Origin of the sequence: Streptomyces sp. NBC_01351 (assembly GCF_036237315.1) — a bacterium.
In the GTDB taxonomy this organism is placed as follows: domain Bacteria; phylum Actinomycetota; class Actinomycetes; order Streptomycetales; family Streptomycetaceae; genus Streptomyces.
This window is the reverse complement of the sequence record NZ_CP108356.1, coordinates 1,686,186-1,710,389: the sequence shown is the minus strand read 5'-3', so window position 1 is coordinate 1,710,389 and position 24,204 is coordinate 1,686,186. Positions and strand designations below refer to the sequence as shown.

Annotated in this window: 22 protein-coding genes and 2 pseudogenes; 9 read left to right on the top strand and 15 right to left on the bottom strand. The window is 70.4% G+C overall.

Annotation, left to right across the window (positions count from 1 at the left end):
• Window positions 1-4: 4 nt before the first annotated feature.
• Complete coding sequence (locus OG625_RS07975; protein WP_329377718.1) at window positions 5-1,030, bottom strand: AfsA-related hotdog domain-containing protein; 1,026 nt, start codon at window positions 1,028-1,030, stop codon at window positions 5-7.
• Window positions 1,031-1,052: 22 nt separating this feature from the next.
• Here OG625_RS07975 and OG625_RS07970 point away from each other — a divergent pair, with 22 nt between their 5' ends.
• The 5 genes from OG625_RS07970 (at window position 1,053) to OG625_RS07950 (ending at window position 5,455) form a co-directional block, all read left to right on the top strand.
• On the top strand, window positions 1,053-1,325 hold the full coding sequence (locus tag OG625_RS07970) for a hypothetical protein (RefSeq protein ID WP_329377716.1): 273 nt from the start codon (window positions 1,053-1,055) through the stop codon (window positions 1,323-1,325).
• 387 nt (window positions 1,326-1,712) lie between these two features.
• A complete protein-coding gene (locus OG625_RS07965) occupies window positions 1,713-3,194 on the top strand; it encodes an MFS transporter (RefSeq protein ID WP_329377714.1) in 1,482 nt (493 codons plus the stop codon).
• 102 nt (window positions 3,195-3,296) lie between these two features.
• Window positions 3,297-4,283 carry an AIR synthase-related protein gene (locus tag OG625_RS07960; RefSeq protein ID WP_329377712.1) on the top strand — a complete coding sequence of 329 codons (987 nt, stop codon included), beginning with the start codon at window positions 3,297-3,299 and terminating at the stop codon, window positions 4,281-4,283.
• Window positions 4,284-4,332: 49 nt separating this feature from the next.
• Complete coding sequence (locus tag OG625_RS07955; protein WP_329377710.1) at window positions 4,333-4,773, top strand: hypothetical protein; 441 nt, start codon at window positions 4,333-4,335, stop codon at window positions 4,771-4,773.
• 10 nt (window positions 4,774-4,783) lie between these two features.
• Complete coding sequence (locus OG625_RS07950) at window positions 4,784-5,455, top strand: hypothetical protein (RefSeq protein WP_329377708.1); 672 nt, start codon at window positions 4,784-4,786, stop codon at window positions 5,453-5,455.
• Between the two features lie 9 nt (window positions 5,456-5,464).
• On the opposite strand, the gene OG625_RS07945 is transcribed toward OG625_RS07950, so the two are convergent.
• On the bottom strand, window positions 5,465-6,769 hold the full coding sequence (locus OG625_RS07945) for an NAD(P)/FAD-dependent oxidoreductase (protein WP_329377707.1): 1,305 nt from the start codon (window positions 6,767-6,769) through the stop codon (window positions 5,465-5,467).
• Window positions 6,770-6,935: 166 nt separating this feature from the next.
• Between OG625_RS07945 and OG625_RS07940 the strand changes: the two genes are divergently transcribed.
• Window positions 6,936-11,672: a HEAT repeat domain-containing protein gene (locus tag OG625_RS07940; protein WP_329377705.1), complete on the top strand. Its 4,737-nt coding sequence runs from the start codon at window positions 6,936-6,938 to the stop codon at window positions 11,670-11,672.
• A 154-nt stretch (window positions 11,673-11,826) separates the two neighbouring features.
• Here OG625_RS07940 and OG625_RS07935 read toward each other — a convergent pair whose 3' ends face one another.
• Both OG625_RS07935 and OG625_RS07930 read right to left on the bottom strand, forming a co-directional pair.
• Window positions 11,827-12,168 carry a HopJ type III effector protein gene (locus tag OG625_RS07935; RefSeq protein WP_329377702.1) on the bottom strand — a complete coding sequence of 114 codons (342 nt, stop codon included), beginning with the start codon at window positions 12,166-12,168 and terminating at the stop codon, window positions 11,827-11,829.
• Between the two features lie 240 nt (window positions 12,169-12,408).
• Window positions 12,409-13,356 (bottom strand): AraC family transcriptional regulator, encoded by a 948-nt coding sequence (locus OG625_RS07930; protein WP_329377700.1) that lies wholly within the window; start codon window positions 13,354-13,356, stop codon window positions 12,409-12,411.
• A gap of 96 nt (window positions 13,357-13,452) precedes the next feature.
• Between OG625_RS07930 and OG625_RS07925 the strand changes: the two genes are divergently transcribed.
• Window positions 13,453-14,175, top strand: a complete 723-nt coding sequence (locus tag OG625_RS07925; protein WP_329377698.1) for an SDR family oxidoreductase — start codon at window positions 13,453-13,455, stop codon at window positions 14,173-14,175.
• A gap of 219 nt (window positions 14,176-14,394) precedes the next feature.
• On the opposite strand, the gene OG625_RS07920 is transcribed toward OG625_RS07925, so the two are convergent.
• Window positions 14,395-14,721, bottom strand: coding sequence for a hypothetical protein (locus OG625_RS07920; RefSeq protein WP_329377696.1), 327 nt, complete (start codon window positions 14,719-14,721; stop codon window positions 14,395-14,397).
• Window positions 14,722-14,723: 2 nt separating this feature from the next.
• Window positions 14,724-15,203, bottom strand: a complete 480-nt coding sequence (locus OG625_RS07915; RefSeq protein WP_329377694.1) for a hypothetical protein — start codon at window positions 15,201-15,203, stop codon at window positions 14,724-14,726.
• 110 nt (window positions 15,204-15,313) lie between these two features.
• Between OG625_RS07915 and OG625_RS07910 the strand changes: the two genes are divergently transcribed.
• Window positions 15,314-15,658, top strand: coding sequence for a PadR family transcriptional regulator (locus OG625_RS07910; RefSeq protein WP_329377692.1), 345 nt, complete (start codon window positions 15,314-15,316; stop codon window positions 15,656-15,658).
• 29 nt (window positions 15,659-15,687) lie between these two features.
• Entirely contained in the window at window positions 15,688-16,374 is a 687-nt protein-coding gene (locus OG625_RS07905) for a permease prefix domain 1-containing protein (protein ID WP_329377690.1), read from the top strand.
• 101 nt (window positions 16,375-16,475) lie between these two features.
• Here the strand turns inward: OG625_RS07905 and OG625_RS07900 are convergent.
• The 9 genes and pseudogenes from OG625_RS07900 to OG625_RS07860 all read right to left on the bottom strand — a co-directional run.
• Window positions 16,476-16,825, bottom strand: a pseudogene (locus OG625_RS07900) (response regulator transcription factor); the annotation flags it as partial.
• Between the two features lie 128 nt (window positions 16,826-16,953).
• Entirely contained in the window at window positions 16,954-17,598 is a 645-nt protein-coding gene (locus OG625_RS07895) for a response regulator transcription factor (protein ID WP_329390508.1), read from the bottom strand.
• Window positions 17,599-17,651: 53 nt separating this feature from the next.
• A complete protein-coding gene (locus OG625_RS07890; RefSeq protein ID WP_329377688.1) occupies window positions 17,652-18,989 on the bottom strand; it encodes a sensor histidine kinase in 1,338 nt (445 codons plus the stop codon).
• Between the two features lie 76 nt (window positions 18,990-19,065).
• Window positions 19,066-19,926 (bottom strand): hypothetical protein, encoded by an 861-nt coding sequence (locus OG625_RS07885; protein WP_329377686.1) that lies wholly within the window; start codon window positions 19,924-19,926, stop codon window positions 19,066-19,068.
• Window positions 19,927-19,953: 27 nt separating this feature from the next.
• Entirely contained in the window at window positions 19,954-21,132 is a 1,179-nt protein-coding gene (locus OG625_RS07880) for an IS30 family transposase (protein WP_329377683.1), read from the bottom strand.
• 446 nt (window positions 21,133-21,578) lie between these two features.
• On the bottom strand, window positions 21,579-22,187 hold the full coding sequence (locus OG625_RS07875) for a hypothetical protein (RefSeq protein ID WP_329377682.1): 609 nt from the start codon (window positions 22,185-22,187) through the stop codon (window positions 21,579-21,581).
• A 30-nt stretch (window positions 22,188-22,217) separates the two neighbouring features.
• On the bottom strand, window positions 22,218-22,616 hold the full coding sequence (locus OG625_RS07870) for a hypothetical protein (protein ID WP_329377680.1): 399 nt from the start codon (window positions 22,614-22,616) through the stop codon (window positions 22,218-22,220).
• Window positions 22,617-22,854: 238 nt separating this feature from the next.
• Window positions 22,855-23,025, bottom strand: a pseudogene (locus OG625_RS07865) (transposase domain-containing protein); the annotation flags it as partial.
• Window positions 23,026-23,214: 189 nt separating this feature from the next.
• Window positions 23,215-24,081 carry a HEAT repeat domain-containing protein gene (locus tag OG625_RS07860; protein ID WP_329377678.1) on the bottom strand — a complete coding sequence of 289 codons (867 nt, stop codon included), beginning with the start codon at window positions 24,079-24,081 and terminating at the stop codon, window positions 23,215-23,217.
• Between the last annotated feature and the right edge of the window lie 123 nt (window positions 24,082-24,204).

Here is a 24,204-nt window from a genome sequence, read left to right as displayed (position 1 = left end):
GTACTCAGTAGTCCTGGACGACGGAAGTACGGGCCTCGGCCACCGCACGCCGCCGCTGGGTCAACGTCAACGTGACCGGCACCGTCGGCCGGCCCTCGGAGTCCCGGCCCAGCGGACCGGCCACCGCGACGCACCGCAGCGGCAGATCGCGCTCAGCCTGCCCGCGGAAGTGCACCTGGCAGGCCCCGAGCGTGCTCCGCGCCGGGTCGAGCCCGTGCATGCGGCCCGCGGTCAGCAGCGAGGTCTGGCGCAGCGCCTCCAGCAGGTGCAGGCCGGAGAACTGCCCGGCCGCGCCCTCGAACACGGGGCTGACCGGCGCGGACAGCACCCAGGTGCTGATCCGGCCGCGGGAGGCGTCGGTGGGCTCGCTGATCACGACGTTCTCGTCGGCGTACCGGCTCACTTCGGCTGCCTCCGCCGGCCGCGGCGGCCCGTCCGGAGCGTCGTCGAGCTCGGGCGCGGCACGCATGGCCTGACGGGAGTGCTCCACGTGCTTGCGGTACAGCTTCGGCATGAGGAAGACCAGCCCGGCCGCACCCGTCGCGCAGGGACGCCCGTCGATGGTCACTTCCAGGTGGAAGTCGAGCCCGCGCGGCACCTCGGCGACCACGTTCGCGGGCCGGGCCCGGATGTGCGTCTCCATGGCCACGGCGCGCCCGCCGGCGCGGTCCGTCCGCCAGGCGGAGAGATCGGTGAGGTCGAGCGCGAACCGGTAGAACAGCCCGGGCCGGTCCTCGGGCACGCCGAAGTAGCGGTGCCCGACGAACTCGCCGATCTCGCGCACGGTGCCGGTCGCGATCTGGAGGTCGTGGAAGTACCCGGGTCCGTCGTTGAAGAGCGGGTGGGTGACGGGGGTCTCGCCGACGAGGGTGAAGTTCTCCTCGCCCAGACTGGGCGCGTCGAGGGCGTAGTAGGCCCGCGCGGGCGGCCGGTGGATCAGATGCTGCGCCACCGATGCCGCCGTTGCCGTTGCCAGTGCCGCGTGTCCATGGATGGCGGGAGCCGAGGTCGTGCGGTTGTCGACTGTCATGTCCCTCTCCTTGTCTCGGCCCATGGTGAAGCGCCCCGCCAAGCCCCAGCCACCCGCCCCCGGTGTCCACAAGGTGCATGGCATAAAGGTGCACGGCCGCGAACTGGGCCTGCCCCACCGCACCCGCCCCCGGCCCAACCGCACGGTTCCGGACGGCGCATGGATGGACTGGCGCGACGGCCGGATCGTCGCCAAGAACCCGGACCCGGCCGCCCTCGCCGTGCTCCGGAGCGTCGCACGCGCCTTGGGCGGCGGGGCCCGGGTCCAGGGCGACGACGGCGAGCTGTACGACTGAGGCCACGGCCTGACGGCCACGGCCTGTCGGCCGTCCCCGGACGCCACTGGTCGATCATGGTCCTGGCTCCGGTCCCTGCCCCGACTCCCGGCTCCGGACCCGAAGGCAGGAGGCCCCTTGCGGAGCCCCGTAAGGCATCGGCGCCCTTTCCCCGGGGCGAGGGGCGTGTGCCCGTCCAAGCCCTGGGTCCCGGCCGGCCTGTCGGACCGTGCCCGTCGGCCGTACCCGTCGGCATCGCCCCCGCCGCCGACCCCCACGGTCTCCGGCCGAAGGGCTTTAGCCGCGTACATGCGCCCGCAGGCACGCTCCTTCACGAGAGCCCCGCCCCCGGGACATCCCCCAGCCCCGGGGCGGGGCCTTCCGTACCGTGGAGGAAGGATGCCCCCGATGGCCATCACCGGGACCGCCCGCACCCGGGTCGCCCCGCCGGGCACGCCGACACCCCGACCCAACCCCGGTGTGATGACGCGTCGGCTGCGGTTCGGCTACGCCTCGGGGTCGCTCGTCACAGGGACGTTCACCACCCTCCCCGGGCTGCTCCTGCTCCCGTACCTCACGGACACCCTGGGGGTCGGCGCCGCGCTGGCGGGGGTGATCGTGTTCGTGCCCAAGGCCTGGGACGCCGTGCTCAACCCGTTCGTCGGCCGAGCCAGCGACCGTACGAGGACCCGCTGGGGCGCCCGCCGCCCGTACGTCCTCGGCGGCGGACTCGCCATGGCCCTGGCCTTCGCGCTGACCTTCGCCGGCCCGCTGCCCGGCACCGCCGGCGCCTGGTTCACCGCGGCCGGATACCTGCTCACCGCGACCGCCTTCGCGTTCTTCCAGGTGCCGTACGTCGCCATGCCCGCCGAGCTCGCCGACCGCGAAGCGGACCGCATGCGCCTGGTCGGCGGCCGCGTCGCCGTCATCGGGGTCGCGGCCCTCGTCACCGGCGGCGTCGCGCCCGCCCTCGTCGAAGCGGGGGGCGGCGGCCTCGCCGGGCACCGCTGGGTCGGGGTCTTCGGCGCGACGATCATCGCCCTCGGCGCCCTCTGGGTGTTCGCAGGCACGGCAAAGGGCGCGGCCGCCACCAGAACCGGCAAGGCGACCGGCACCTCGGCCTCCGTCCCCACCTCGGCCTCCGCCCCCGTCCCGGTCCCCACCCCCGTCCCGGCCCTCACCCCAGCGGCCGGCCCCACCCCAGCCCCAACCCCGACCCCCACCCCCGCCAACGAACCCACCCTGCGCGAGCAGTTCGCCGCCGCCCGTTCCAACCCGCCCTTCATGGCCCTGCTGCGCTGCGTCGTCGTGCAGTCCGTCGCCACCGGCGTCCTCCTGGCCGGGGCCCCGTACTTCGCCGAGCACGTGCTCCACGACTCCTCCGGAGTCGGCGCCCTCGTCGCCGCGTTCGTCGCCCCGAACCTCCTCACGATGCCCCTCTGGCAACGCCTGCGCGGCCCCCGCGGCTACACCGTCGCCTCCACCCTCTTCGCCGTCGGCTGCCTGCTCTTCCTCGCGGCCCCCGTCCTGCCCGAAGGAGCGGTACTGCTCAGCATGGCGCTGGCCGGCACCGGTCACGCCGGTCAGCTGCTCTTCCTGTACGCGATGCTCCCGGACTGCATCGCCCGCGACACCGCCCGCACCGAACGCCGCCAAGCAGGCGTCCTGTCAGGGGTGTTCACGACCGGCGAGGGCCTCGGTGTGGCCCTCGGCCCCTTCCTCTACGGGCTGGTCCTCCAGCTCTCCGGCTACGTCTCCTCCGGCACCGGCCACGCCGCCGAGCAGTCCGCGACGGCGGAGCTCGGCATGCTCGTGGGCTTCGCCACCCTCCCCGCCCTGGCCACCGTCGCGGCCGTCCTCCTCCTGCGCGCGTACGACCGCCCCTACTGACCCCTCATCGGCAGAGGTGCCCGAACACGGGTATGCGGCACGCCACCCCCGCAGGATGATGGATTCACGATCATGATTCGTGGGCATCGGGGGGTGGCTGTCGTGACGTACGCGCAGGGGTGGGACACGGCCCAGGTCGGCTTCGGCCCGGAGGCACGCGCCCTGATCGCGCGGGCCCTCACGCCGAACGCCCTCACCCCGCACCCCTCCACCCCGAACCCCACCGTCGTGGTCCGCGCCGGGACGTACGTCGTCGACCCGCCCTTCTTCGGCAACGGCGACATCGGCCGGGTAGCCGTCTGCGGCGCCGTCAACGAACTGGCCGCCACCGGCGCCGAACCCCGTCACATCGCCCTCGGCATCGTCCTGGAGGCCGGCCTGCCGCTGGACCTCGTCCGCCGGCTGACGGCCTCGGTCCGCGCCGCCGCCGGCGAGGCCGGTGTCGCCATCGCCGCCGTCGACACCCAGGTCGTCCGCGCCGGCGAGGCCGACCGGGTCTTCGTCACCGCGACCGCCTTCGGGGTGCTCAGCGGCCCCCCGCTCGGCCTGGACGCGGTCCGCCCCGGCGACCGCATCGTCGTCACCGGCCCCCTGGGCAGCCACGCCGCCCACCTGGTCTCCCTGCGCGACGGCCTCGGCTACGAACACCACGTGCCCAGCGACTGTGCCCCCCTCGGCGGGCTCCTGCGCGCCGCCGCCGGCGCCTCCCGCACCGACATCCGCCACGCCCGCACGGTCGCCGCCGGCGGCCTCGCGGAGGTCCTGCGGCAGTGCGCCGCCGGCCGCGGGCTGACCCTGCGCGTGGAGGAGGCCGCCGTGCCCGTACGGGACGAGGCGCGCGTGGCCCTGGCCGCCCGCGGCCTGGCCCCCCTGGACGCGGCCTGCGCCGGCTGCCTGTGCCTGTTCGTCCCGCCCGAACGCGTCCGGCCCGTCCTGGCGGCCCTCCGCACCCACCGCTACGGCCGCCACGCCGCCGTCGTCGGCGAGGTCACGGCCGACCCGATGGGCGACGTAGAGCTCGTCACCCCGGACGGCGACCTCCACACGCGCACGACCCCCGCCGGCTCGGTCCCCGAACGCCTCCTCTGAGCAACACGTGCCGTTGCCCTGGCGCACGCCCGTGGGTCACCATCGGGAGATGTTCGAGTTGCTGCCGGGGACTGGTCTCGCATTGCCGCACAACGCCGGGGTTCTGCGGTTCGGCATGTCGGAGCGGGAAGCCCAGTGGGCGGTCGCGACTCTGGCGGATGTACGCGAGACCTGGGTCTGTCAGGCGGGTTGGGCCTTCACCGCCTGCCACGAAGGCTTGGAGCTGCTCGCCTACGGTGACAGCAGGGACCGCCTGGGCCGCGCCGAGCACGAACGGGACGGCCTCGCCGCCGTCCAACTCCGCAGATGCGGTTCCACGCCGACCGGGCCGTCCGCCGTACCCGTGGTTCTCCAGGACGTCGACCTGTTCGGATATCCGGCGACAGAGGTGCTGGCCGTCCTGACGAACCCCCACCCCACCGTGAGCCTGCCGCCGGCCCAACCACCGGCCGCCTACCTTCCGACCGTCCGGCTCTCGGCCCGCTTCTAGAGTGATCCACATGCCGCTCCCCGTACATGCCCTCGCCCACCGGCCGTTGAGCGCTGCGGCCGTCGCAGAACTACTGGAGCTGCCGGCCGCCCCGCACGTCCCGGAGAACTTCGAAGCCGTCGACGCGGAGGTGCGGCGCCGGGGATGGCGCTGGGAACACGAGCTGCTCTGCGACTCCTTCGGGACCGGGCACGGGCACGTGCTGTGCACCGACGGGATGAGCCCCTTCGGGCGCGAGGCTGCCAGGACCTTCCTCGTCTTCGGAGAGCTGTACCCCGTCGACCCGGACGATGAGGGCATGGACAACGCCTCGTGGCTGCACGGCGTCCTCGACGACTGGCAGGCGCAGCCCGGCTGGAGCGGCCACGAACCCTGCACGGACCAGGACTGCGAGGCCGTACTCGAGCAGGCCGCGCAGGCGGTGACGCATCACCTCGGCACACCCCCCGAGCGATCGACCCTGTCCTCCGCGGCCGTGGTCACCGGGCCCGCGCTGACGCACCGGATCTGGCGCACCCCCACCCACGCCCTGGTGCTCGGACCGGCAGCCGACAACGGCCCCTACGGCCTCCTCACCCACCTACAACTGTCCTGTACCCCCCTCACCCACGGCCCCGACCTGCCCCCGCCGGACGACGAGGCCGCGCTGGCCGACTGGATCACCGCACACGTCGACTGGTGAGCGCCGGGGTCACGACCCGGTGCGCGACAGGTGCGCGGGTGGCGCGGCCGCCCCGCGATGCCGGATGTTGACGGCCGAAGCCTTGGCCAGGGCCACCGGGTTCAAGAACCGCAGCGGGCCGATCAGGCGGGACGCGAAAAGGTGCATGTGCCGCGCCACCGATGCATCGCGTGCCGCCGCCGAGAACATCAGCCGCTCCACGGGATTGAACGGACGCGCCTTGGCGAAGTCGGCGGCCAGGTACTGGTGTCCGCCCAGCCGGCGCCGGTGCCTGCGTGCGTACGTCGTGAGCGCTCTGTCGAGGTCCCCCCGACCGCTCGCGGCCGGAGCGACCGCCTCCGCCAACCACTGCGCGGACTGCAGGGCCCACCCGCATCCCACCCCCCACAGGGGATCGCCGGTCAGGGCGGCGTCGCCGATGAGCGCGAGGCCCGGGGCGGTCGCCTTGCGGCTGTGGAGCGGGTAGTCGACCGTGCCGGTGATCTTCGTGATGCGCTCGGCGGAGTCGATGGGCGGCGCCTCGGGCAGGGCGCGGACGAACGCGAGGAAGCTGCCCTCCAGGTCTTCCCTGAAGGCCGGCAGCCGCTTCTTGTCCGGGAGCACCGCGACCACCGTCACCCCGTCGTCGTTCGGAAACGCGTACGCCATATCGGGCTCGAGGAACCATGTGTGACTGACCCCGCCGGGCAGCGGAAGGCCGCGGAAGTGCGCGAGGTAGCCGAACCGCGCGTTCTCGTACCGCCGGGCAGGCACCCCGGCGAACTTCGCCACCGCCGAGTCCTTGCCATCGGCGCCGACGACCAGGCGGGCCCGGATCTCGCGCTCGCCCCGTGGTGTCGACGCGCGTACGCCCACGGTTCGCCCGGCTTCCCGGACCAGCCCGGTCACCTGGTGACCGAGGAGCAGATCGACGCCATGGGTCTCTGCCGCACGGGACCTGATCAACGGGTCGAGGGTGCTGCGCCGAACGTTGTACGCGTACGGCAGCTCGGGGCCCGCCGGTGCGGCCCTCGGCTCGATCCATCCCCAACGGGTGTACCAGCGGGCCTCGTTGCGGACCGCTCCGGCCTTCTCGAGGGCGGGGACGAGGCCGAGTTCGTCCAGCACCGGGTAGGCGCAGGCCGTGAGGGAGTGGGTGCACAGCACCTTGTACGCGCCGGCGTCCGAGCGGCGTTCCAGCAGCGCGACGCGGACACCGCGTCGCGCGAGCAGGATCGCCGCGGCGCTGCCGGCGAGGCCGGCTCCGCTGATGACGACGTCGTAGTCGTAGTCGTGGTCCTGGCCGTATCCCGCGCTCTCGGGCTTGGTCGTCATGCGCTGATCGCTCCCTGCAGGTGTTGTGCCGTTGGTGGGAGTGGTGCGTGGTGGTGCAGTGCCACTGCTGTCAGGTGCATGAAGAGTTGTCAAGGGTCAGGCAGCGGCGCCGGACCGGCACGGCCCGGGCACGTCCGGCGGATCACGGTGATGGCAGGGTGTGCACATGGCGATGACGAGGGCGATGGCGATGACGACGCCGGCAGACAAGTCCTTCCAGGACGCGGTGCGTCGAGCAGACGTCGGCTGGCTGGCCGGCCATCTCGACGCGCGGCTCTGCCCTCCGGCCGTCTTCGGACGCCTCATCCGGCACGAGGATTCCCGCCTGCGGTACCTGGGGTTGGTCCTGCTGACGGAGCGCGTCACGTCGGGCCGGACGGGCGACGAGCCGGAGATGGCCGAGCTCGCGGGGCTGCTGCCGGTATCAGTGGAGGGGCCGCCGGAGGCGGTGCTCGTCCTGGCGCGGCTCCATGAACGACTGGGGCCGTATCTCCGGGGGCTCCGCCGGCCGTCGTGGCGTACGGCCGAGCTGCCGGTACGGGTGCAGATCGCTTGGCTGTGCGCTGAGCTCCTGAACGAGCCCTCGGTGATCCGGAACGAGCCTCGGGGTGAACTGCTGTACCAGGCGGTGCGGGAAGCGACCGCCACCCGTGCGCACCGGCCCGAGCAACTCGTGAACGAGCTGGTGGACAGCGGTGATCCGGTGCTGCAGGCCGCGGCGCTGCGGCTGGCCCGGCAGGGGCTGCACGCCGGCCTGCTGGCTCCCGCACTGGTTCGCGAGCACGTGATCAGCCTGCTCGGCGCAGACATTGCAGGTAGCGCAGGCAGCGCAGACCTCGTCGCCGACGCACTGGATGAACTCGCCCAGCCGTGGGCGACGTTGGATCCCCTGCCGCCGGGGCGTCTGTCTCCTTTTCTCGCCGCCGATTCGGTGAACGCATGGCCCAAGGCTGCCGAGGCCGCACTCGTGGCCGCAGCCCACCACGGGCACAGTGGCCTCCTGCAGCAGGTCATCGACGATCCGCACCTCCCGCCGGGTCTGCGTCGGCGCGCGCTGGAACTACTCGGAGACCTGGCGGACCGCAGTGACATCGGCGCGTTGACGGCCGTAGCCGCACGGGACCCGCTGCTGTTCGGTGGGCCGGCGATGACATGCCTGCGCGGGCTCCACCGGCGCGGGCACTTCCCGGACGGTCCGCACGTTCCGTCCATCATCGGCCTGGCGCTGGCCGATCACTCGATTCCGCCCCGCGAGGTCGCGACGATCCTGTTCACCTGCCGGCAGGTGATGTTCCGTGAACTGGTCGATGCGGCCGCCGACGATCCGAGCTGGCGGCGGCGGCTCACGCTGTTGGTCGCCCTCGCCGGACAGGGGGCGGGGGAGCTTCCGATCGGGGACGCGATCACACGCGTTCTTCCCTCGGCCCCCGCGCCGGAGCCGTTCCTCGACGCGATCCGTGCGTTGCGCCATGCGGATGCCGAAGACGCCGTGATCGCCCTCCTGCCGTCGGCGCCCGCAGCGGCCCTGGAGGCTCTGGAGGCCATCGGCGGGCACCGGACGACGACAGCGTTGAGGGAAGGGCTGGGGCTCGCCGCGGAGGAGAGCGCGGGCGTGATCGCGCCGCATCTCCGCGCGGTGCGGAACCGCGCCCTTGAGGTGCTGTGGCACCTGACCCTCGATCCGTCACAGCGGCGGGCCCTCCTCGTCCGCCTCGATCCCGCCGATCTGCCGGCGCGCATCGCGGCGGACCTCGGTGGCCCGGACGAACAAGAACTGGCCCTCCTGAGTTCCCACCTGGACCCGGACGAGCCGGTGGCGGCACTGTGCAGACTGGCCGCCCACGGCAGCGCCGGCACGCTCCCGGTCATCGCGGACCTGCTCCTGCGCATCGTGGCCGAGCTGGCGACGTCCGGGGAACCTGGCGGAGCCGCCCCGCGACTCGAAAGCGGACAGCCGACCGGTGAGCCCGTGGTACCCCAGGAGATCCTGGTCGCCGTACACGGCCTGGGCCGCCGCCTCCACGAACGGAGACGGATCAGGCCGTCCTGCCTGCTCGACGCGGCGACCGCACAAGAGGCCGGACACGCGCTGGTCGCGACCATGGCGCTCGATCTGCTGGACCGGCCCGGACTGTCGAGCAGCGAGCAGGCGATCCTGCTCGAACTCCTGCTCCGAGCGCCCCACCCGGGCACCCGCGCGCGGGTGCACCGCCTGCTGCGCCACCGTGACCGGCACGTGCGCAAGCACGTGATCGCGTTGCTCGCCCGCGAGGCCACGGGGGAGGACGCACAGGCGTTGTCGGCCACGTTGATCGCGCTGACCGCCGCCCAGGACATCCAGACCGTACGGCAGGCGCTGCTCGCGCTCGGTCACGCGCGGGCCCGCTGGGCCTCCACCGCGATCGCCGCACGTCTCGGCCATCCGAACATGAACATCAAGCGGACCGCCGCCGAGGTCCTGGTCCGCGCGGGCACGCCCACGGCGGTACCGACACTGCTCTTCTGGCTCGGGCATCACGACAACCCGGGCCTGCGCGGCACGCTCATCGAGGCGCTGCGCACCATCCTCGGCGACGCGTACCAGGCGACCGTCCTCGCCGCCGCCGAACACAGCGAAGGCGGCCGCGCCCGCGAACTGCTGCTGGAAGGCCTCGACCGCACCCTGTCGGCGCGCTCGGTCCTCGCACTGGACGGCCAGGCGTCACCGGTCGCACCGACCCTGCTCGCCCTGGTGGCGACCGGCCGCGTCCGCCTCGCTTGCGGGACGATCGAGGACCTGTCGACGGCCATGGCCAAGCACGGGATCCCCGCGCCCGCCGCGCCGCCGGCAGGTGCGGACACCGGAGCGGACCTCGACGTCACGTCGCTGGAGGCGGAGGGCTGGCGCACGTCGGTCGCGCTACGCATCGCCGCACGGGAGGAGTTGCCGCACCCCACCCGGCTGCGGGTGTTTCGGCCCATGCTGCCGGACTGGCTACGCCTGGCCGCCTCCGAACCCGCTGCGCGAGGTCGCGTACTGCGGCTCACGCTCCGGCTCTGCCCCGCACCGTGGAAGCCCGAGGAACTGAGGGCCTTCGCCCGGTCCACCAAGGTCCTGCTCGACGGGCTCGCCGAGGCCGCGACGGAAGACCGGCACGACCTCCTGGCGGTACTCGAAGCGGTCGCGCCGACCCTGTCGGCGGTCGAGAAGCAGGCTGTCGCCGACACGGTACGCGCGCTGCCCTGCGCACCCGCCGACGGCCCGTCCACACTGACGCTGCTCCGCAGCCTCGGCGCGGTGCCGGTCCGCGCCGATCTCGACCACGCACTCGCTTCGGCCCGGCTGGGCACCAACCCCTGGCAGGCCGAGACCGCCGTACTACGGGACGCGTTCGCCGTCCCGCAGGCCCCTCCGGCCACCGCGCGGGCCAAGGCCAACGCCAAGGCCGAAACCGTATCCGAAACCGCACCCGAAACCGGATCCGAATCCGACACCGAATCCGAGACAAAGGCGTGGCGAGCGGCCCTGGACGCCGCCGTCCGCACACCGGCCGCCCTGGAGGAATTCCGCAGACTCCGCCGGAAGCACGACGGAACCATCCCGGCCTCCCGGGACCGCCTGACCGCGCTGATCGATGCCTACGCCCCAGCCGGCACCGAGGTCCGCGCCGCCCTCATCGACTGGATGACGGACGTCCAGCCCCTCGACGCACCACCCTGGACCATCACCGAAACCGCCCACGCGCCGGCGCCGCGACCGCGGACCGTGCACATCGACGACCTCGACCAGCCCCGTTCGACCGCACTGCGGGACCGCCTGCTGGCCATGCTGCAGGCATCTGCTCCGGACCGCCGGCACGCCGCGGCCCTGGCGCTCTTGGAGTGGCCCGAGCCCGAGTGCAGGCTTCCCGTGCTCCGAGCGTTTCTGCAAGGCCGCATCGACGTACCCGTCGGTGTCGACCTGGCCCGCACACTGAGCGTCATCGGCGAGAGGGAACTCCGCGCGGACGGAATCCGGCACGACAGGGTCGCTCTCACGGCAAGCCGACTCGACCCGTGGGACCTGGAACCGCTGGTCCCGCTGCTGCTGGAATGGTGGGAGCACGACCCGCCGTCCAGCAGCTCCGCGGCCGGGCAGGCACTCGGCCAGGTCCCCGCCGACGTACTGGCGGAGCACCTCGGCGACCGCCTCGACGCCGGCGCCTGGGGGCTCCTCGACCTGCTCCGCGGGCGTTCCCTGCTGCGTACCCCCGCGCTGACGCGGACCTGTCGGCGGCTGCGCGCCGAAGGCCGCGACGACCTCGCGGACCAGCTGCTCCTGGTCGAGGGACCGCTCCGCAGCCCGGACACGGCACGCCAGGACGCCGACGCCCTGGCAGCGCTCCGTGACCGATCCCCCGCCGCGCGTGCAGCAGCATCACAACCCCCCTCCCGGCAGGAGCTGTTGGACCTTGCCCGTACCGGCGACCCGGTGCAGATACGCCAAGCGCTCACGCGACTGACCGAAGGGCACAGCGCCCCGGGCGCAGACCAGGACCCCGGCCTGCGGGACCTGATCGATGAGTTGCTGCACCACCCCAAGCCCAAGGTCCGCCTGCACGCGCACCGGACCTCGCGGGCCGTGCTGGACCGGCAGACCTACCTGCACCACACCTCGATCTTGCTGGACGACCCCCAGCCGGACCTGGTGCGCACGGCGATCCGTACCCTCTGTCACGCGACCTGGGCACCCGCGATCCCCGCCGTGACCGGAATGCTGGAACACCCCCATCCCGTGGTCCGCAGCACTGCGGCCGAGGGACTCATCGCCATGGGCACACCGGCGATCCCCGCCCTCAGACACGCCGCCGACCATGCCCGTCCCGACAAGCGGTCCCTCTACACGGAGATTCTCGAACGGATCACGGCCACCGGAGCCGAGTAGCGCTCTCACGGTCGCCGGCGCCCGTTCCACCGACAACCACGTTGTCGTAGGGTCCGCCCATGGCCGAGCGGGTGGTTCCGGAAGGGCAGCGGTCCGGGCCGTCCTCGGTCGCCGCAGAGCTCGTGACCCTCGGTGCTCGCCCGGATGTCCCTGTTCAGCTCTTGCGGGCCAACGGTTGCCCGGCGAAGCTCACCCCTGCCAGGCCATGGGCCATGAGGTTGCGAATGTTGCCGTGATCAGTGTCGTTCGGCGTCGCCAGCACACTGCGATAGTGCTCACCGAATGCCAACAGCGCTTCTTGGTCGCTCAGCCCTTCCAGCAGGGCCAGTCCCAGCGTCTTGCAGGAACCCTCGTTCTCACCCGCGGCATTTTCCACTTCCCCGTTGCGGAACGCCTGCGGCTGATACTCGTACTGCGCAGAGATGAAGGCCAAGGTGTCGGCGAACTCGTGCTCACCCGACGCAAGGCTTGCCCGCAGCGAGTTCAGATCAGTCATGTGGGTTCTCCTGGGTTGAACAGACGATCCGATTGCCGTCCGTGACCGGACGAGATTACCCCTTGTGGCCAGCCGGTAAGAATCGCGCGACACGTCCGAACGAGCGGCATCTCCGCAGGTCACGACGTGTGTCTGGGCGACCCGCAGAGAGCCGGTCTCGTTCCGGCCTGACCAACCTCGAAGTCAACCGCTGACGACACGCTGACGAACGATCAAGAACCCAGACTCCGCCCAAGAGAATCAAACCGGCACCGACAGCGAAGCCGACGCCGTCCGCCACTCCCTCCGATATGCCCCAGGCGGGTCGCCGAAGTGTCGCTTGAATGCCTTCGCGAACGCGAACTCCGAGGTGTAGCCGGTGTTCTCGGCCACGGCGCTCAGCGAGTCGACCGTCTCCCGCAGCATCCGCGCCGCGACGGCCATCCGCCACGTCGTCAGGTAGCTGAGCGGCGGCTCGCCGACCACCGTGGTGAACCGCCGGGCGAACGTGGCGCGCGACAGCCCTGCCCGGCTCCCCAGCGATTCGACGGTCCACGGATGCGCCGGGTCGTCATGGATCGCCTTCAGCGCCGGGGCGATCAACGGGTCGTTCAGTGCCGAGGCCCAGCCCTGTGTCTGCTCCCTGGGCAACTGGGCGTACCAGGACCGCAGAATATAGAGAAGCAGCAGATCGACGAGCGCCGTGACCACCGAGTCCGAACCCGGCTGAGGCTGGTGGATCTCGGCGCAGAGCTGCTCGACCGCCGAGCGCAGCGCCGGATGGCGACCGGGGCTGGCCGGGAGGTGAATGACCTTTGGGAGATCGCCGAGCAGCGGATGCGGCCGGTCGATGTCGAGGTGGTAGGCCCCGCATACCAGCACGCTGCGAGCGCCGTCGCCCTCGACGGTGAAACTCCCGATCGGAGAGGAGGTGTCGACGCGGTCGGGTTCGAAGGCGACCAGCTCGCTGGTGACCGCGTCACAGATGGCGTGATCGGTGCCGCGCCGCAGGAACACGACGTCGCCGGGGCCCAGGGCTATCGGATCGCCGCCGACCGGCAGGAGAAAGCAGTGCCCTTCGACGACGACGTGAAATCCGGCTCCCGCGATGGGCTGGAAGCGCACACCCCACGGCGCCTGCGCGTCGGTACGGACAACAGACGGACGCCCGGTGCGCAGGGCCGCGAGCGTGTCGCTGAGTATGTCCATGCACTCACCATAGCGTGCTGAGATCGAGACGATCAGACAAAGAATCGAGACTTCTGACCATTCGTTGTCTCGGCCGTGACACGTAGCGTCCTCGCCATGAACAACACAGCAGACACCCAGCGTGTCGTCGTCATAGGTGGCACCTCCGGCATCGGATTCGCCGTTGCGCAGGCCGCAGCGACTCAGGGCTCGAACGTGGTCGTCGCCTCCAGCAGCCAGGGCCGGGTCGACCTGGCGGTGAAGAAGCTCGGTGGCCCGGCCGAAGGCATCTTGCTGGACGTCGCCGACGAGGCCGCGCTCGCTGCCTTCTTCGACCGGATCGGCGAGTTCGACCACCTCGTCTACACGGCGGGCGAGTCCCTGCTGCTGAAGCCGCTCGCCGACCTCACCGCCGAGGAGTCCCGAGCGTTCTTCGAGCGCCGCTTCTGGGGTGCCCTGCTCGCCGCGAAGTACGCGACGCCGAAACTCCGTCCCGGCGGCTCGATCACCTTCACCTCCGGCGCCTTCGCCACCCGGCCCGCCCCCGGAGCCTCGCTCGGCGCAAGCATCACAGCAGCCGTCGAGGGTCTGACGCGAGCCCTGGCCCTGGAACTCGCCCCACTGCGGGTCAACGCGGTCCGCCCCGGCGCGATCCGTACCGAGCTTTGGGACAGCACCGTGCCCGAGCCGGAGGCCTTCCTCCAAGCGCAAGGCAGCGGCCTTCCCGTGCAGCGCGTCGGCAGCCCCGAGGAGGCCGCGGCGGCCTACCTCTACCTCCTGGGCAACGGCTACGCGACCGGCACGGTGCTCACCCTCGACGGCGGAGCCGCACTGGCCTGACATCGGTTGCTGCCGGACCGACGAGCCCGGTCCACACGCCAGACTGCTGCCCACCACCAGCACGAGTACGCCGGCATCCTTCGGCGATGGCCGCCAACTCCGGATTGGGGGCGCGCGTTCCAGTCGGGCTCGTACGAGGTGGCCCTCGGACCCGAGGAAGACGACGGGCTGCTCGGCCAGTGGCCGGCGCGGCGGGGAACTGTCGGTCATCGGTGGGCGTCACGGGGACAGGCCGGCCACGGGGTCGGACCTGCCCCGTGCGGACCGGTGCAAGTGACGAGGGCCGCTGTGACAGGGCCTCAGTCGTCGCAAGGCGAGCATTCCGCCGATGCCGGGTACGAAGGAGAGCGCGCGGGCTCCTGTCGAGGCGTCGGTGGCGGTGAGGGAGAAGGTCACCGCGATGGAAATGAGGTAGGCCGCCCCGTGCACAGGCCCACCGAGTGAGGAGACCGATGCGGCGTGGATGGTGAGCACGTTGGCCATCAGGGCAAGAAGCGAGGCGGCCTCGACACCGGCCGCAATGCGCAGGACCTTCATGCTGCTCATGCTCATGCTCCCGTCGTGGAGCCGGGGCGGACGATCATCAGGACGACCACGACCGACCACACCAGGTTGAACGTTCCGGTGAGCATCGTCAGTCGGGAGGCCGCGGCGTTGAGTGCGTCGTCGTCGGCGGCGTCCTGCCCTGCCAGTGCGAGCAGCCGCTGCTGGCGCGGCAGTATCGCGCCCGCGAGCAGGATCGCGGCGAGCGCGGTGAGGGCCATCGATGCGATCAGCCACGCGTCGGTGAGGACGCCGAGCTGGGCGGCGGTGGCAAAGCCGAAGACCGGCACGACGAGCCCGGCGACCGCGTATCCGCGGCAGACCCGGTGCAGGAACCAGGCGACACCGGAGGGGTGGCCCTCGTCCCCGCCCTTGTCGGTGACCATCTGTTTCGCATAGCGGGGGAAGAGCGATGTCGCCACGGCGATCGTTCCGACCGCGAGGATCGCGGCGATCACGTGCACGGACAGCAGGAACTTGGTCACGGTGGGGCGCCTCCAGACAGGAAGGGTGACTCGGCAAAGGGCAGTGCTGCCAATATGTTGGCTACCAATAGATAGCACGCCTACACATGGCTTATGTAGACTGCCTACTCATGAAGACGGATGCGTTGCGCGGCCATTTGGACGGACTCCTGCTGGCGGTCCTCGAACCGGAGCCCCTGCACGGGTACGCGATCATCGCGGCGGCGCAGCAGCGCAGTGGCGGTGCGCTCGAACTGCGCACGGGCACCATCTATCCGGCACTCCAGCGCCTGGAGCGGCTCGGCCTGCTGCAGAGCAGCTGGGACGCGGTGGGTGAGCGGCGGCGCCGCCGCTACGAGTTGACCGAGGCGGGCCGACGCAGCCTGGCCCAGGAGCGCAGTGCCTGGGCGGAGTTCACTGCGGTGATCAGCTCGGTCCTCAACCCCGTGATCCCGTCGCCGGGACAGGCCACATGAGCCCCGAGGCCGCCAAGGAGACGCGGGTGATGCAGTCGTCTGCAGACGCAGTGCCGGGCGACGCGCCCGACCTCATCGACGCGTACGCCGCCACCTTGTCGCACTCCCTCCAGGGACCGGCCCGCGCCAAGGCCCGGATGGTCGAGGAGCTGCGGGGTGGCCTCGAGGACACCGCTGCCGCCTACGCCGAAAGAGGCGTCCCGCACGAGCGTGCCGTAGAGCTGGCCATACACGATTTCGGCGCACCGCACGACGTCGCAGCCGCCTTCCAGCACGAGCTGACCATCGCCCAGACCCGGCACACCGCGCGTGCCGCCGTGCTCGCCGCGCCGTTGGCGGTCGGCTGCGCCCTGCTGGTGTGGGGCGCCGGTCACCACCCTGCCTGGGAGCTGCCCCGCATGTCACAGCTCCTGACCGTGCACCTGGTCGGCATCGCCGCTGCCGCCGCGTCCGTGCTGGCCGTGGTCACCCTCGCCGTCACCGGGCGCCTCGCCCGCACGCTGCCGACGCCGCGGCAGTTGCCGCGCACCGTCGCCTGGATGGGCACGGCCGCGAGTATCGCCATGGCGCTGGCCGCGTTCGTCCTCGCCGTCCTGTCCGTCGTCGTCGCCGGCTGGCCCCTGGCGGTGGCCGCCGGCGCACTCGCCGCGACGGCGCACGCCGTGCTCGCCTCATCGGCCCGCGCCTGTCGCCGGTGCACCCGAGTCCCCTCGTAACGGGCGAAGAGCACCTCCGCCTGCGGGAGGTCCTGGTCCTGCTCGAAGACCGCACGGAAGAGTGGCCTGGTAGCACCGACGAAGCGGTCGGCTTGCGGGCTCTATGCGTTGCCGGTTCGCCAGGCCCAGGCGGCGATCTCCACACGGTTGCAGGCGGCCGGCTTGAGCTGGACGCTGGCGAGATGCGTCTTCACCGTAGAGAGGGAGACATGCAGCGATGCGGCGACCCCCGCGTTGGTGTGGCCGAGGGCGACCAGGCGCATCACTTCCAACTCCCGTACCGTGAGGGACTCTTACGACTTTGGGGCCGATGTCGGGGCTGCAGGTGTCCGGGTCGCGGCAGTGATGCGTTTGAGCAGGCGAACCGTGACCGAGGGGGAGACCCGCGAATCGCCGACCGCGGCGGCGCGACGGCCTCCGCCAGGAGGGTCGGGCCCCGGGCCGCCAGGACCTCGTCCGCCTCGATCACGGTTGCCGTCGCCCCACCAGTACCAAGGGTCGGCGTGGCCCCACCCCCGGGGCGCGGGTAGCCCCTCAGACTGGAGTCCGGGGGCCGAATGCGGTGGAAGCGAGCTGTCGTCAGCCTTTGAGGTAGGTGAGGACGGCGAGTACCCGGCGGTGCTGGGCGTCGTCGGGCGGCAGTCCGAGCTTGGCGAAGATGTTGCCGATGTTTTTCTCCACCGCGCTGGAGGAGACCACCAGTCGCCGGGCGATGGCCGTGTTGGAGCAGCCCTCCGCCATCAGCTCCAGGATCTGCCGTTCACGTGCGGTCAGCGCCCCAAGGGCGTTGCCGCGGCGCTGCCCGGCCAGCAACTGAGCGATGACCTGGGGGTCGAGCACCGTCGCGCCGTGGGCGACGCGGTCCAGCGTGTCGAGGAACTCCTCGATCCTGGCGACCCGGTCCTTCAGCAGATAGCCGACAGCGCCGGAACCGTCCGCGAGCAGATCGGCGGCGTAGGACACCTCCACGTACTGGCTGAGCACCAGCATGGGGGTGCCGGGCAGCTGTCTGCGGGCCGCGATCGCCGCCCGCAGACCATCGTCGGTATGGGTCGGCGGCATCCGTACATCGACGACCGACACGTCCGGGCGGTGTGCGAGCACGGCCTCGACCAGGGCAGGACCGTCACCGACCGCCGCCACCACCTCGTGACCGTCCTCAGCGAGCAGGCGGACCAGGCCCTCGCGCAGCAGCACCGCGTCATCGGCGACGACGATCCGCAGCGGATCTCGGGCCGTTGGGTCCGACCCTGCTTCAGACCCTTTTTCGTCCGAGGTCAGCGACACGGCAGCTCCGCGGTGACCGTCGTCGGGCCGCCCTCAGGACTGTCGACTCGCAGTCGGCCACCGACCGCATGCACCCGGTCGGCCAACCCCTGCAGTCCGTGTCCCTTGGCCAAGGCCGCGCCGCCCGCCCCGTCGTCCGTCACCCAGACCCGCAGGATTCCCTCAGCGTGACGTATACCGATAGTGCACCGGCGAGCATGGCTGTGCTTGGCCACGTTGGTCAGCGCCTCGGCGACCACGAAGTACGCGGTCGTCTCGACGACGGCGTCCGGCCGACGACCCAGAGGACCGGAGTCGAGCTCGGCGGGTACGACGCAGCGCGCGGCCAGAGTGGAGAGCGCCTCCCGCAGTCCGCGGTCGGCGAGGATCGGCGGGGCGATGCCTCGCGAAAGGGCCCGCAGCTCGTCCAGCGCCTGCTGGGTCTGGACGACCGCGTCGGCGAGTGCGGCCCGGACGAGTTCCGGATTGCGGTCGAAGTGATGCTGCGCGCGACCCAGTTCCATCGCCAGACGGACCAGCTGCTGTTGGGGCCCGTCGTGGATGTCGCGTTCGAGCCGACGCAAGGCAGCCGCCTCAGCTGTCACCGCTGCGACGGCCTGTGCGACGGCGGTGTCGCGGTCCTGCTCCAGTCCGCTGATCCTGCGGTGCAACGCGGACATGTTGGACAACAGTGCCTGCCCGAGACCGGTCTGGGCCGCGACGCATACCCGGGTCACCAGCGGCAGGGTGAACAGCAGCAGCACGGCGACTGTCATCGCGAAGGCCAGCCGCTCGGCTGGCGACGTTAGCCCAAGACTCAAGGCGATGTGGGACCGGTCGCTGCCCGCGTACAGAGTCAACGGCCGCGGCGCCCCAGGCGTGACCTGGCTGCGCAGGGGGTACGTGGCGGTCGCGACTCCCACGAACCACCACAGCACTGCCACCACCGAGGTGACTAGGACGACGGGGAGCACCAGCACCGTGTGCGCCAGGTCGAGCCACAGCCCCGGGTCGGCCGCGTCGGCCGTCTCCTTCGACCGCGGCCGCCAGCCCGTGCCCCGGGCCCCGCCCGCCCGGGAACGCACCTGGCCGATCCGCCACCATTCCAGGTCGCCTGGCCACCGCGCCAGCGCCAGAGCCCGGGCCGCGACGGGCGACCCGCTCTGCAACAACGAACCGACTGTTCCGACGCACAGGCCGCCGACCACCAGTGGCAGGCCGACAGCAGCGCTCAACGGCGCGGTAACGAGATACACCGACTCCACGACTGTGCGACGCGCGATGCGAACGGCAAACCCGGCACGTGGCCGCCACCGACCCGCGGCCACGGAAGGCAACGACTCAACCATGCCCCCAGCGTAATGTTCCTCCCGCCCAGAAGGCCGCCATTTTCACCGCCCGCGGCTGACCGACTGCGACGGTGCATCACCAGCTGCCATTGAAAAAGTTCAGGAGTCCTGGATCGGGATCTGCTGCGGTGGCCCTGTTTACCGCAAAGATCAAAATGAAGAAAAGCGACAACACTGTCGACGAAACAGCGAACGACACCAATACGCGCCTCGTTCGCCTGTCAGTCGATCCCTTTCGTGCATACTTCTTCCACAACACCACGCTCGCACCCATGAAGACGAGTGCTATAGGCACCGCCGCGATCTCGCGGACCACGTGGAACCGCACGTAGTCGCTGACTATTCCCTCAAGGGCAGGCCGAGCTTGTTCGCTCCTGCCCGTGGAGTCAGTCAGGTGCTGCTTGATTTGGTCGACTGTATCGGCAAGCGCTCCGTGGGAGGCACCCCCCAGTAGCGGCAGGATCGAAGCGAAGGGCGCTGCCGCACCCTGGAGACTGGCCACCGCCGTCCATAAAGCGAACAGCGCGAACCCCACGACAGATACGCCGGCCGAGACGAGGGCGACCCTCCTCACCCTTTCAGGTCCTCCATCTCTCAGGAACGTCTTCCAGAGAAGGGAGCCAAGCGCAACGAGAACGATCAGCAGGACCGTAGCGATCACACCCTTGACCACGTTGTAACGGAACCAGTAGTCAACAACCCTCTCCAGGTCTGGAGAATATTGCTCTTTCCCGGAATGCCAATAACCGATGAACGCGTCGCGTAGGTCGTCGACGAGGTTGCGCCTATCGGCTAGGTCGCTGTTTCGACCGCGTGTCGCCAGAATGCCAGGCGCGAAGACGAGAGCCGCACCGAGAGCTCCAGCGAGGGCGGTGAGTACAGCAACTGCACGTGTGGGGAAAACTGCGGATCTCGACGGTGATATGGGCCGGCGCAAGAAACTTCCTTCGGCTCGAAGGCGCACTCAAACGGTCGATGCACCACCGCTGTTCAAGAGGCCAGCGTAGACCTCGGCCGGTGATCGGTAACCAAGGATCTTGCGGGGGCGGTGGTTGAGTTCCTCGGCGATGCAGTCCAGGTCGGCCTGGCTGAGTTTGCGGAGGTCCGCGCCCTTGGGCAGGTACTGCCTCAGGAGTCGGTTCGTGTTCTCGTTGGTCCCGCGCTGCCAGGGGCTGCGGGGCTTGCAGAAATAGACGGGAACGCCCGTGGCCGCGGTGAAGTCCCGGTGCTCGGCCATCTCCCGGCCTCGGTCCCAGGTCAGGGAACGTCGTAGCTGCGTCGGGATGCCGAGGATCGAGCGGGTGAGGTGCGGTCGGACCTGTTGGGCCTTGATGCCGTCCGGGAGGGCGACAAGGGCTGTGTAGCGACTCGTGCGCTCGACCAGAGTCCCGATGGCGGACGGGCGTGTGCCCATGACGAGGTCGCCCTCCCAGTGGCCGGCGACCGCCCTGTCCTCGATCTCGGCCGGGCGGGCACTGATCGGCACCATGTCGCGGATGACTCCGCGCCCGGACGGCTTCCGAGCGCCCTTGGGCTGGCGGATAGGGCGGCCCGTCCGAAGGCGCTGGGTCAACGTGCGATCAATGGCCGCCCGGCGTCGCGGGTCATACAGCGCCAGATAGATCGCCTCGTGCGAGACCTGCATGGCGACATCGCCCGGGAACTGACGCCGCAGCCATCCGGAGACCTGCTCAGGCGACCAGTGCAGCCCGAGCTTCTCCTCGACGATGGCTCTCAGCGTCGGCAGCTGGGCGAGTTTGGCCGCCTTCGGACGCCGCGCTCGCTGGTACGCCTCAATGTCCGCAGGTGTCGCGCGGTAGCGTTCCCGGCCGCCGTTACGGGCGATCTCCCGGGAGACCGTCGACGCCGCCCGGCCAAGACGCCTCGCCATCTGACGCGCAGAGTCACCGACGGCGAGACCGCGAGATATCTCCTCTCGGTCGGCAGGCGTCAAGTGAAGGCCGGACCGCCTCTGCGGAGCAGCACGAACTCCGCCTGTCTGGGCGAGAAAAGAGCGGATCCGGTGCATCGGGGAGCCCAGAGCCCGGCCCATCGAGTTGAACGATTCGCCCTCACGCCACCGCCGCCAGATCTCGTCCTGCTGGACTGCCGAGAACCCGTAGTCACGCACGTGCACCTCCATGACGACATGATCATCTATGGGGTGGTGCATCGACCGTTTGAGTGCGCCACACTTTGTCAGACGGCCGGTGTGGTACTGATCTACCAGGTCCCTCGCTGCGCCCGGACCACTTCCGGGCCGGAGCCCACACAGCCTCCGGCCGAGCCGGCCCGCCGGTCAACGTCACTGTCTCAGCGTCCCCTTGACGACTGACTGATGATCCTTGACTTCGCGGCTTTGAGCGACCACCTATGAACCACCGCTCTCGGTCCCGGGCGGTCGTCCTCTGTCCGTGACGGCCCGTCGGACGGGGATGCCGTCGTACGGTGGCGGGATGATCCGTGACTTCTACCGCGCCGAGGGCGGTGCCCGCTTCTCGGCGCCGCCGGGCCCGGCCTGGCCCAAACCCCGTCACGAGTCACTTCAGGTTGTCCGCGACAGCTTGCCAGACATCCGATCGAGTCGCGTCAGGTCAGACCGGCGTAGATCAGTGCCGTCATCGTCTCAACGACGAGCGGGCAGGCGGATAGCTTGTAGGTGGCCTCTTCGTCAGGTGAGCGGCACACGAGCCGGTTTCCTTTGATCGCGACCGAGGTGAGTTCGGTGCGTTTCCATGGGCTGGGGATTACCAGGTAGAGCCGGCCGTCCTTGTGGGTGATTCGTATCGATTTCTCGACCTCGCCTTCGACGACCCGCAGCACGTTGATCATGGCGATCGCGCCCTCAAGCACGTGGACCTCGATCACGTCCTGAGGGCCTGAGGCGACCGCGTCATCCCCGGTGAGCAGGAGTTGGGTGACCTGGCGCAGGATCAGATCCGTCTGGTACCGCGCGGTCACTTCGAACGACTCCGGGGCGCTGTGCCACGTCGCATCGAAACGCATGACCGTGAAGTCCTCGGAGAACGACGTGTTCCTCACTTGCGCCAACGATCGCTCGCCGGCCGGGTTCTGATCGATGTGCAGCGACCGTGCGGAAGTATCGAAGTACAACGACGGCTCGGCCGACACCCGGATCACGCCGGAGCGGTAATCCCACGAGAACACGGCGCTCTTCGGGTCTATGACGAGGTGCATTGGGTCTCCCGGTTTGCACAGAACAGCGATTCATTCGGTGAACCGGGCGGATACCGCAGCTGGGTTCGTCGTGTTCAGCATCGGCGCGACAGCCCAACTCGCCGGGCATCGACCTGACCAGAGTCTTCCAGACTCCTCCTCCCGCCGCTGCGATTCCGCATCGTCCGGATGACGCCCGACGACCTTCACCCCTTCAAGCCCCGACTCCAGGAAGAACGCGTAACTCCAGCGCGGCTCCCAGGCGTCCGACGTCTTCTCCGCCGATTCCGCGGCGTCGTCCTCGGTCGTGTAGCCGATCGCCACGTAGGTAAACTGCGGTTCCGGATCGATGCTGTCGATCCGGAACGTCAGCGCGTAGATCCCGCCATCCGCCGGAATCTCTCCGACGACCTCGCTGGCGCCCCGTTCCCCATGTTGCTGAAGCGCCATATGACCTCCTCCTCGATCAGGTCGAAGATCATAAACTGCCCGGCTTGCGATTAGATCCTGCACGTGACGGCGCTGTTCCCACAGCGCACCACCGCCCACACCGTGTTGGCTCCCCGGGACGGCACGAGGCAACAGCTCATGCAGGCGACGGTCCTTCGGTACCAGGCGATCCTGAGCCGTGTTCATCTCCACAGCCATACCTACTCAACGACGTCCCCAGATCAAGAATTTCCCAATGCGACGGCAACTGCCGCAGCCGGTGCTGCACGGCTCGCGTCTGTTCCAGCACGTCATCGACGAGCTCGAAGGGGAGGTACTGGGTCAGCTTGCCCAGGTGGCCGGGAGCGAAGACACCATCCGCGACCGTGATGATGCGGGTGAACGTTGTGGTGGCAGACTGGCCTGACAACGGGACCTCTCGTGGCAGGAAGACTTTGGGCGGTCTCCCGCTTCTACCAGAGGTCCCGGCCTCACAACCCCAAGCACGCCCTGGGCCAGGCGAGTTGAAGTTTCCCCCGTGCGCTTGACTTCGTGGCCTTGTCTGACCACCCGCACCCCTTGACGCCGGACGCCCAAGGCTGACTACACGGTATTGGTACTAGCCGATCCGGCGACGGGACTGCACAACGAGGACGACGGCCTCCTCCAGAACTTCGTCGTTCACCGCGAGGCGGACCTCCGTGACCGTGCCGGGCCAGTCTGCGATCAGCTCCCGGCAGATCGCGTCGTTCTCCAGGATGGCCATGACTTCGCCGCCCCGGACGGTCTGGCCGGGCTCCACCAGGACCTCGGTCACGCACCACGGCACGCCCATCACGGCCTGCGCGGTGAACACCACCGGCCCCAGCTCGCGCCAGACCGGCGGTGCCAGCGGCCCGCCGATGCGCTGCTCGACCTGGTCGAGGGCTACTCCGGCGCGCCGGGCGAACGAGGAGTCGTCTGCCAGGTGCTCGCGCAGCAAGGGCCCGACCGCGCGGGCGTCGCCCAGCCGCGCCAGCGTGTTCACCGCTTCGGACCGCGCCTCGGGGTCGGCCAGGCACGCGGCTACGGCCTCCGTGTGATCAGCCGTCCCGTTCTCGGCCAGACCCCGCAGCGCTCGACGGCGGTACTCCGGGCTGCGGGTCCGCAGGTGCCGCTCCAGGAACGGCAGAGCTCGGGGATCCTTGATGTACTCCAGCGTCTCCAGGATCGCCCATTCATGCATGGGGTCCCCCGCCTCGTCGAAGAAGGTGTCCGGGAAGGCGCGGGCAAGGTGTATCTGCGCTTCTCCGGGGCGCCGGTAGTCGTCCCGGTCGTGGCGCATGATCTCCGCCATGTCCCATCCCGGCTCGGACCGGCCCGCCCGAATGGCGAGGAGCCGACGAAGACTCACCGGACCTGCTGCAAGCAGGCCGTCGAGGGCGCTGTCGTCCCCGTGCATGTAATCCGTGAGGAGACTGTCGATCTCCTCGAGTGCCAGGTCCATGGGGAGTCGGCCAACTTTCAGTAGACCAGCGGGCCAGGGCGGGCGGCTTCTCCGCCCGGCCGACGACTCCGACGACCGCGACGGGCGTTGGCGCACATCACCAAGGGAAGAGTGGTTCTGGGG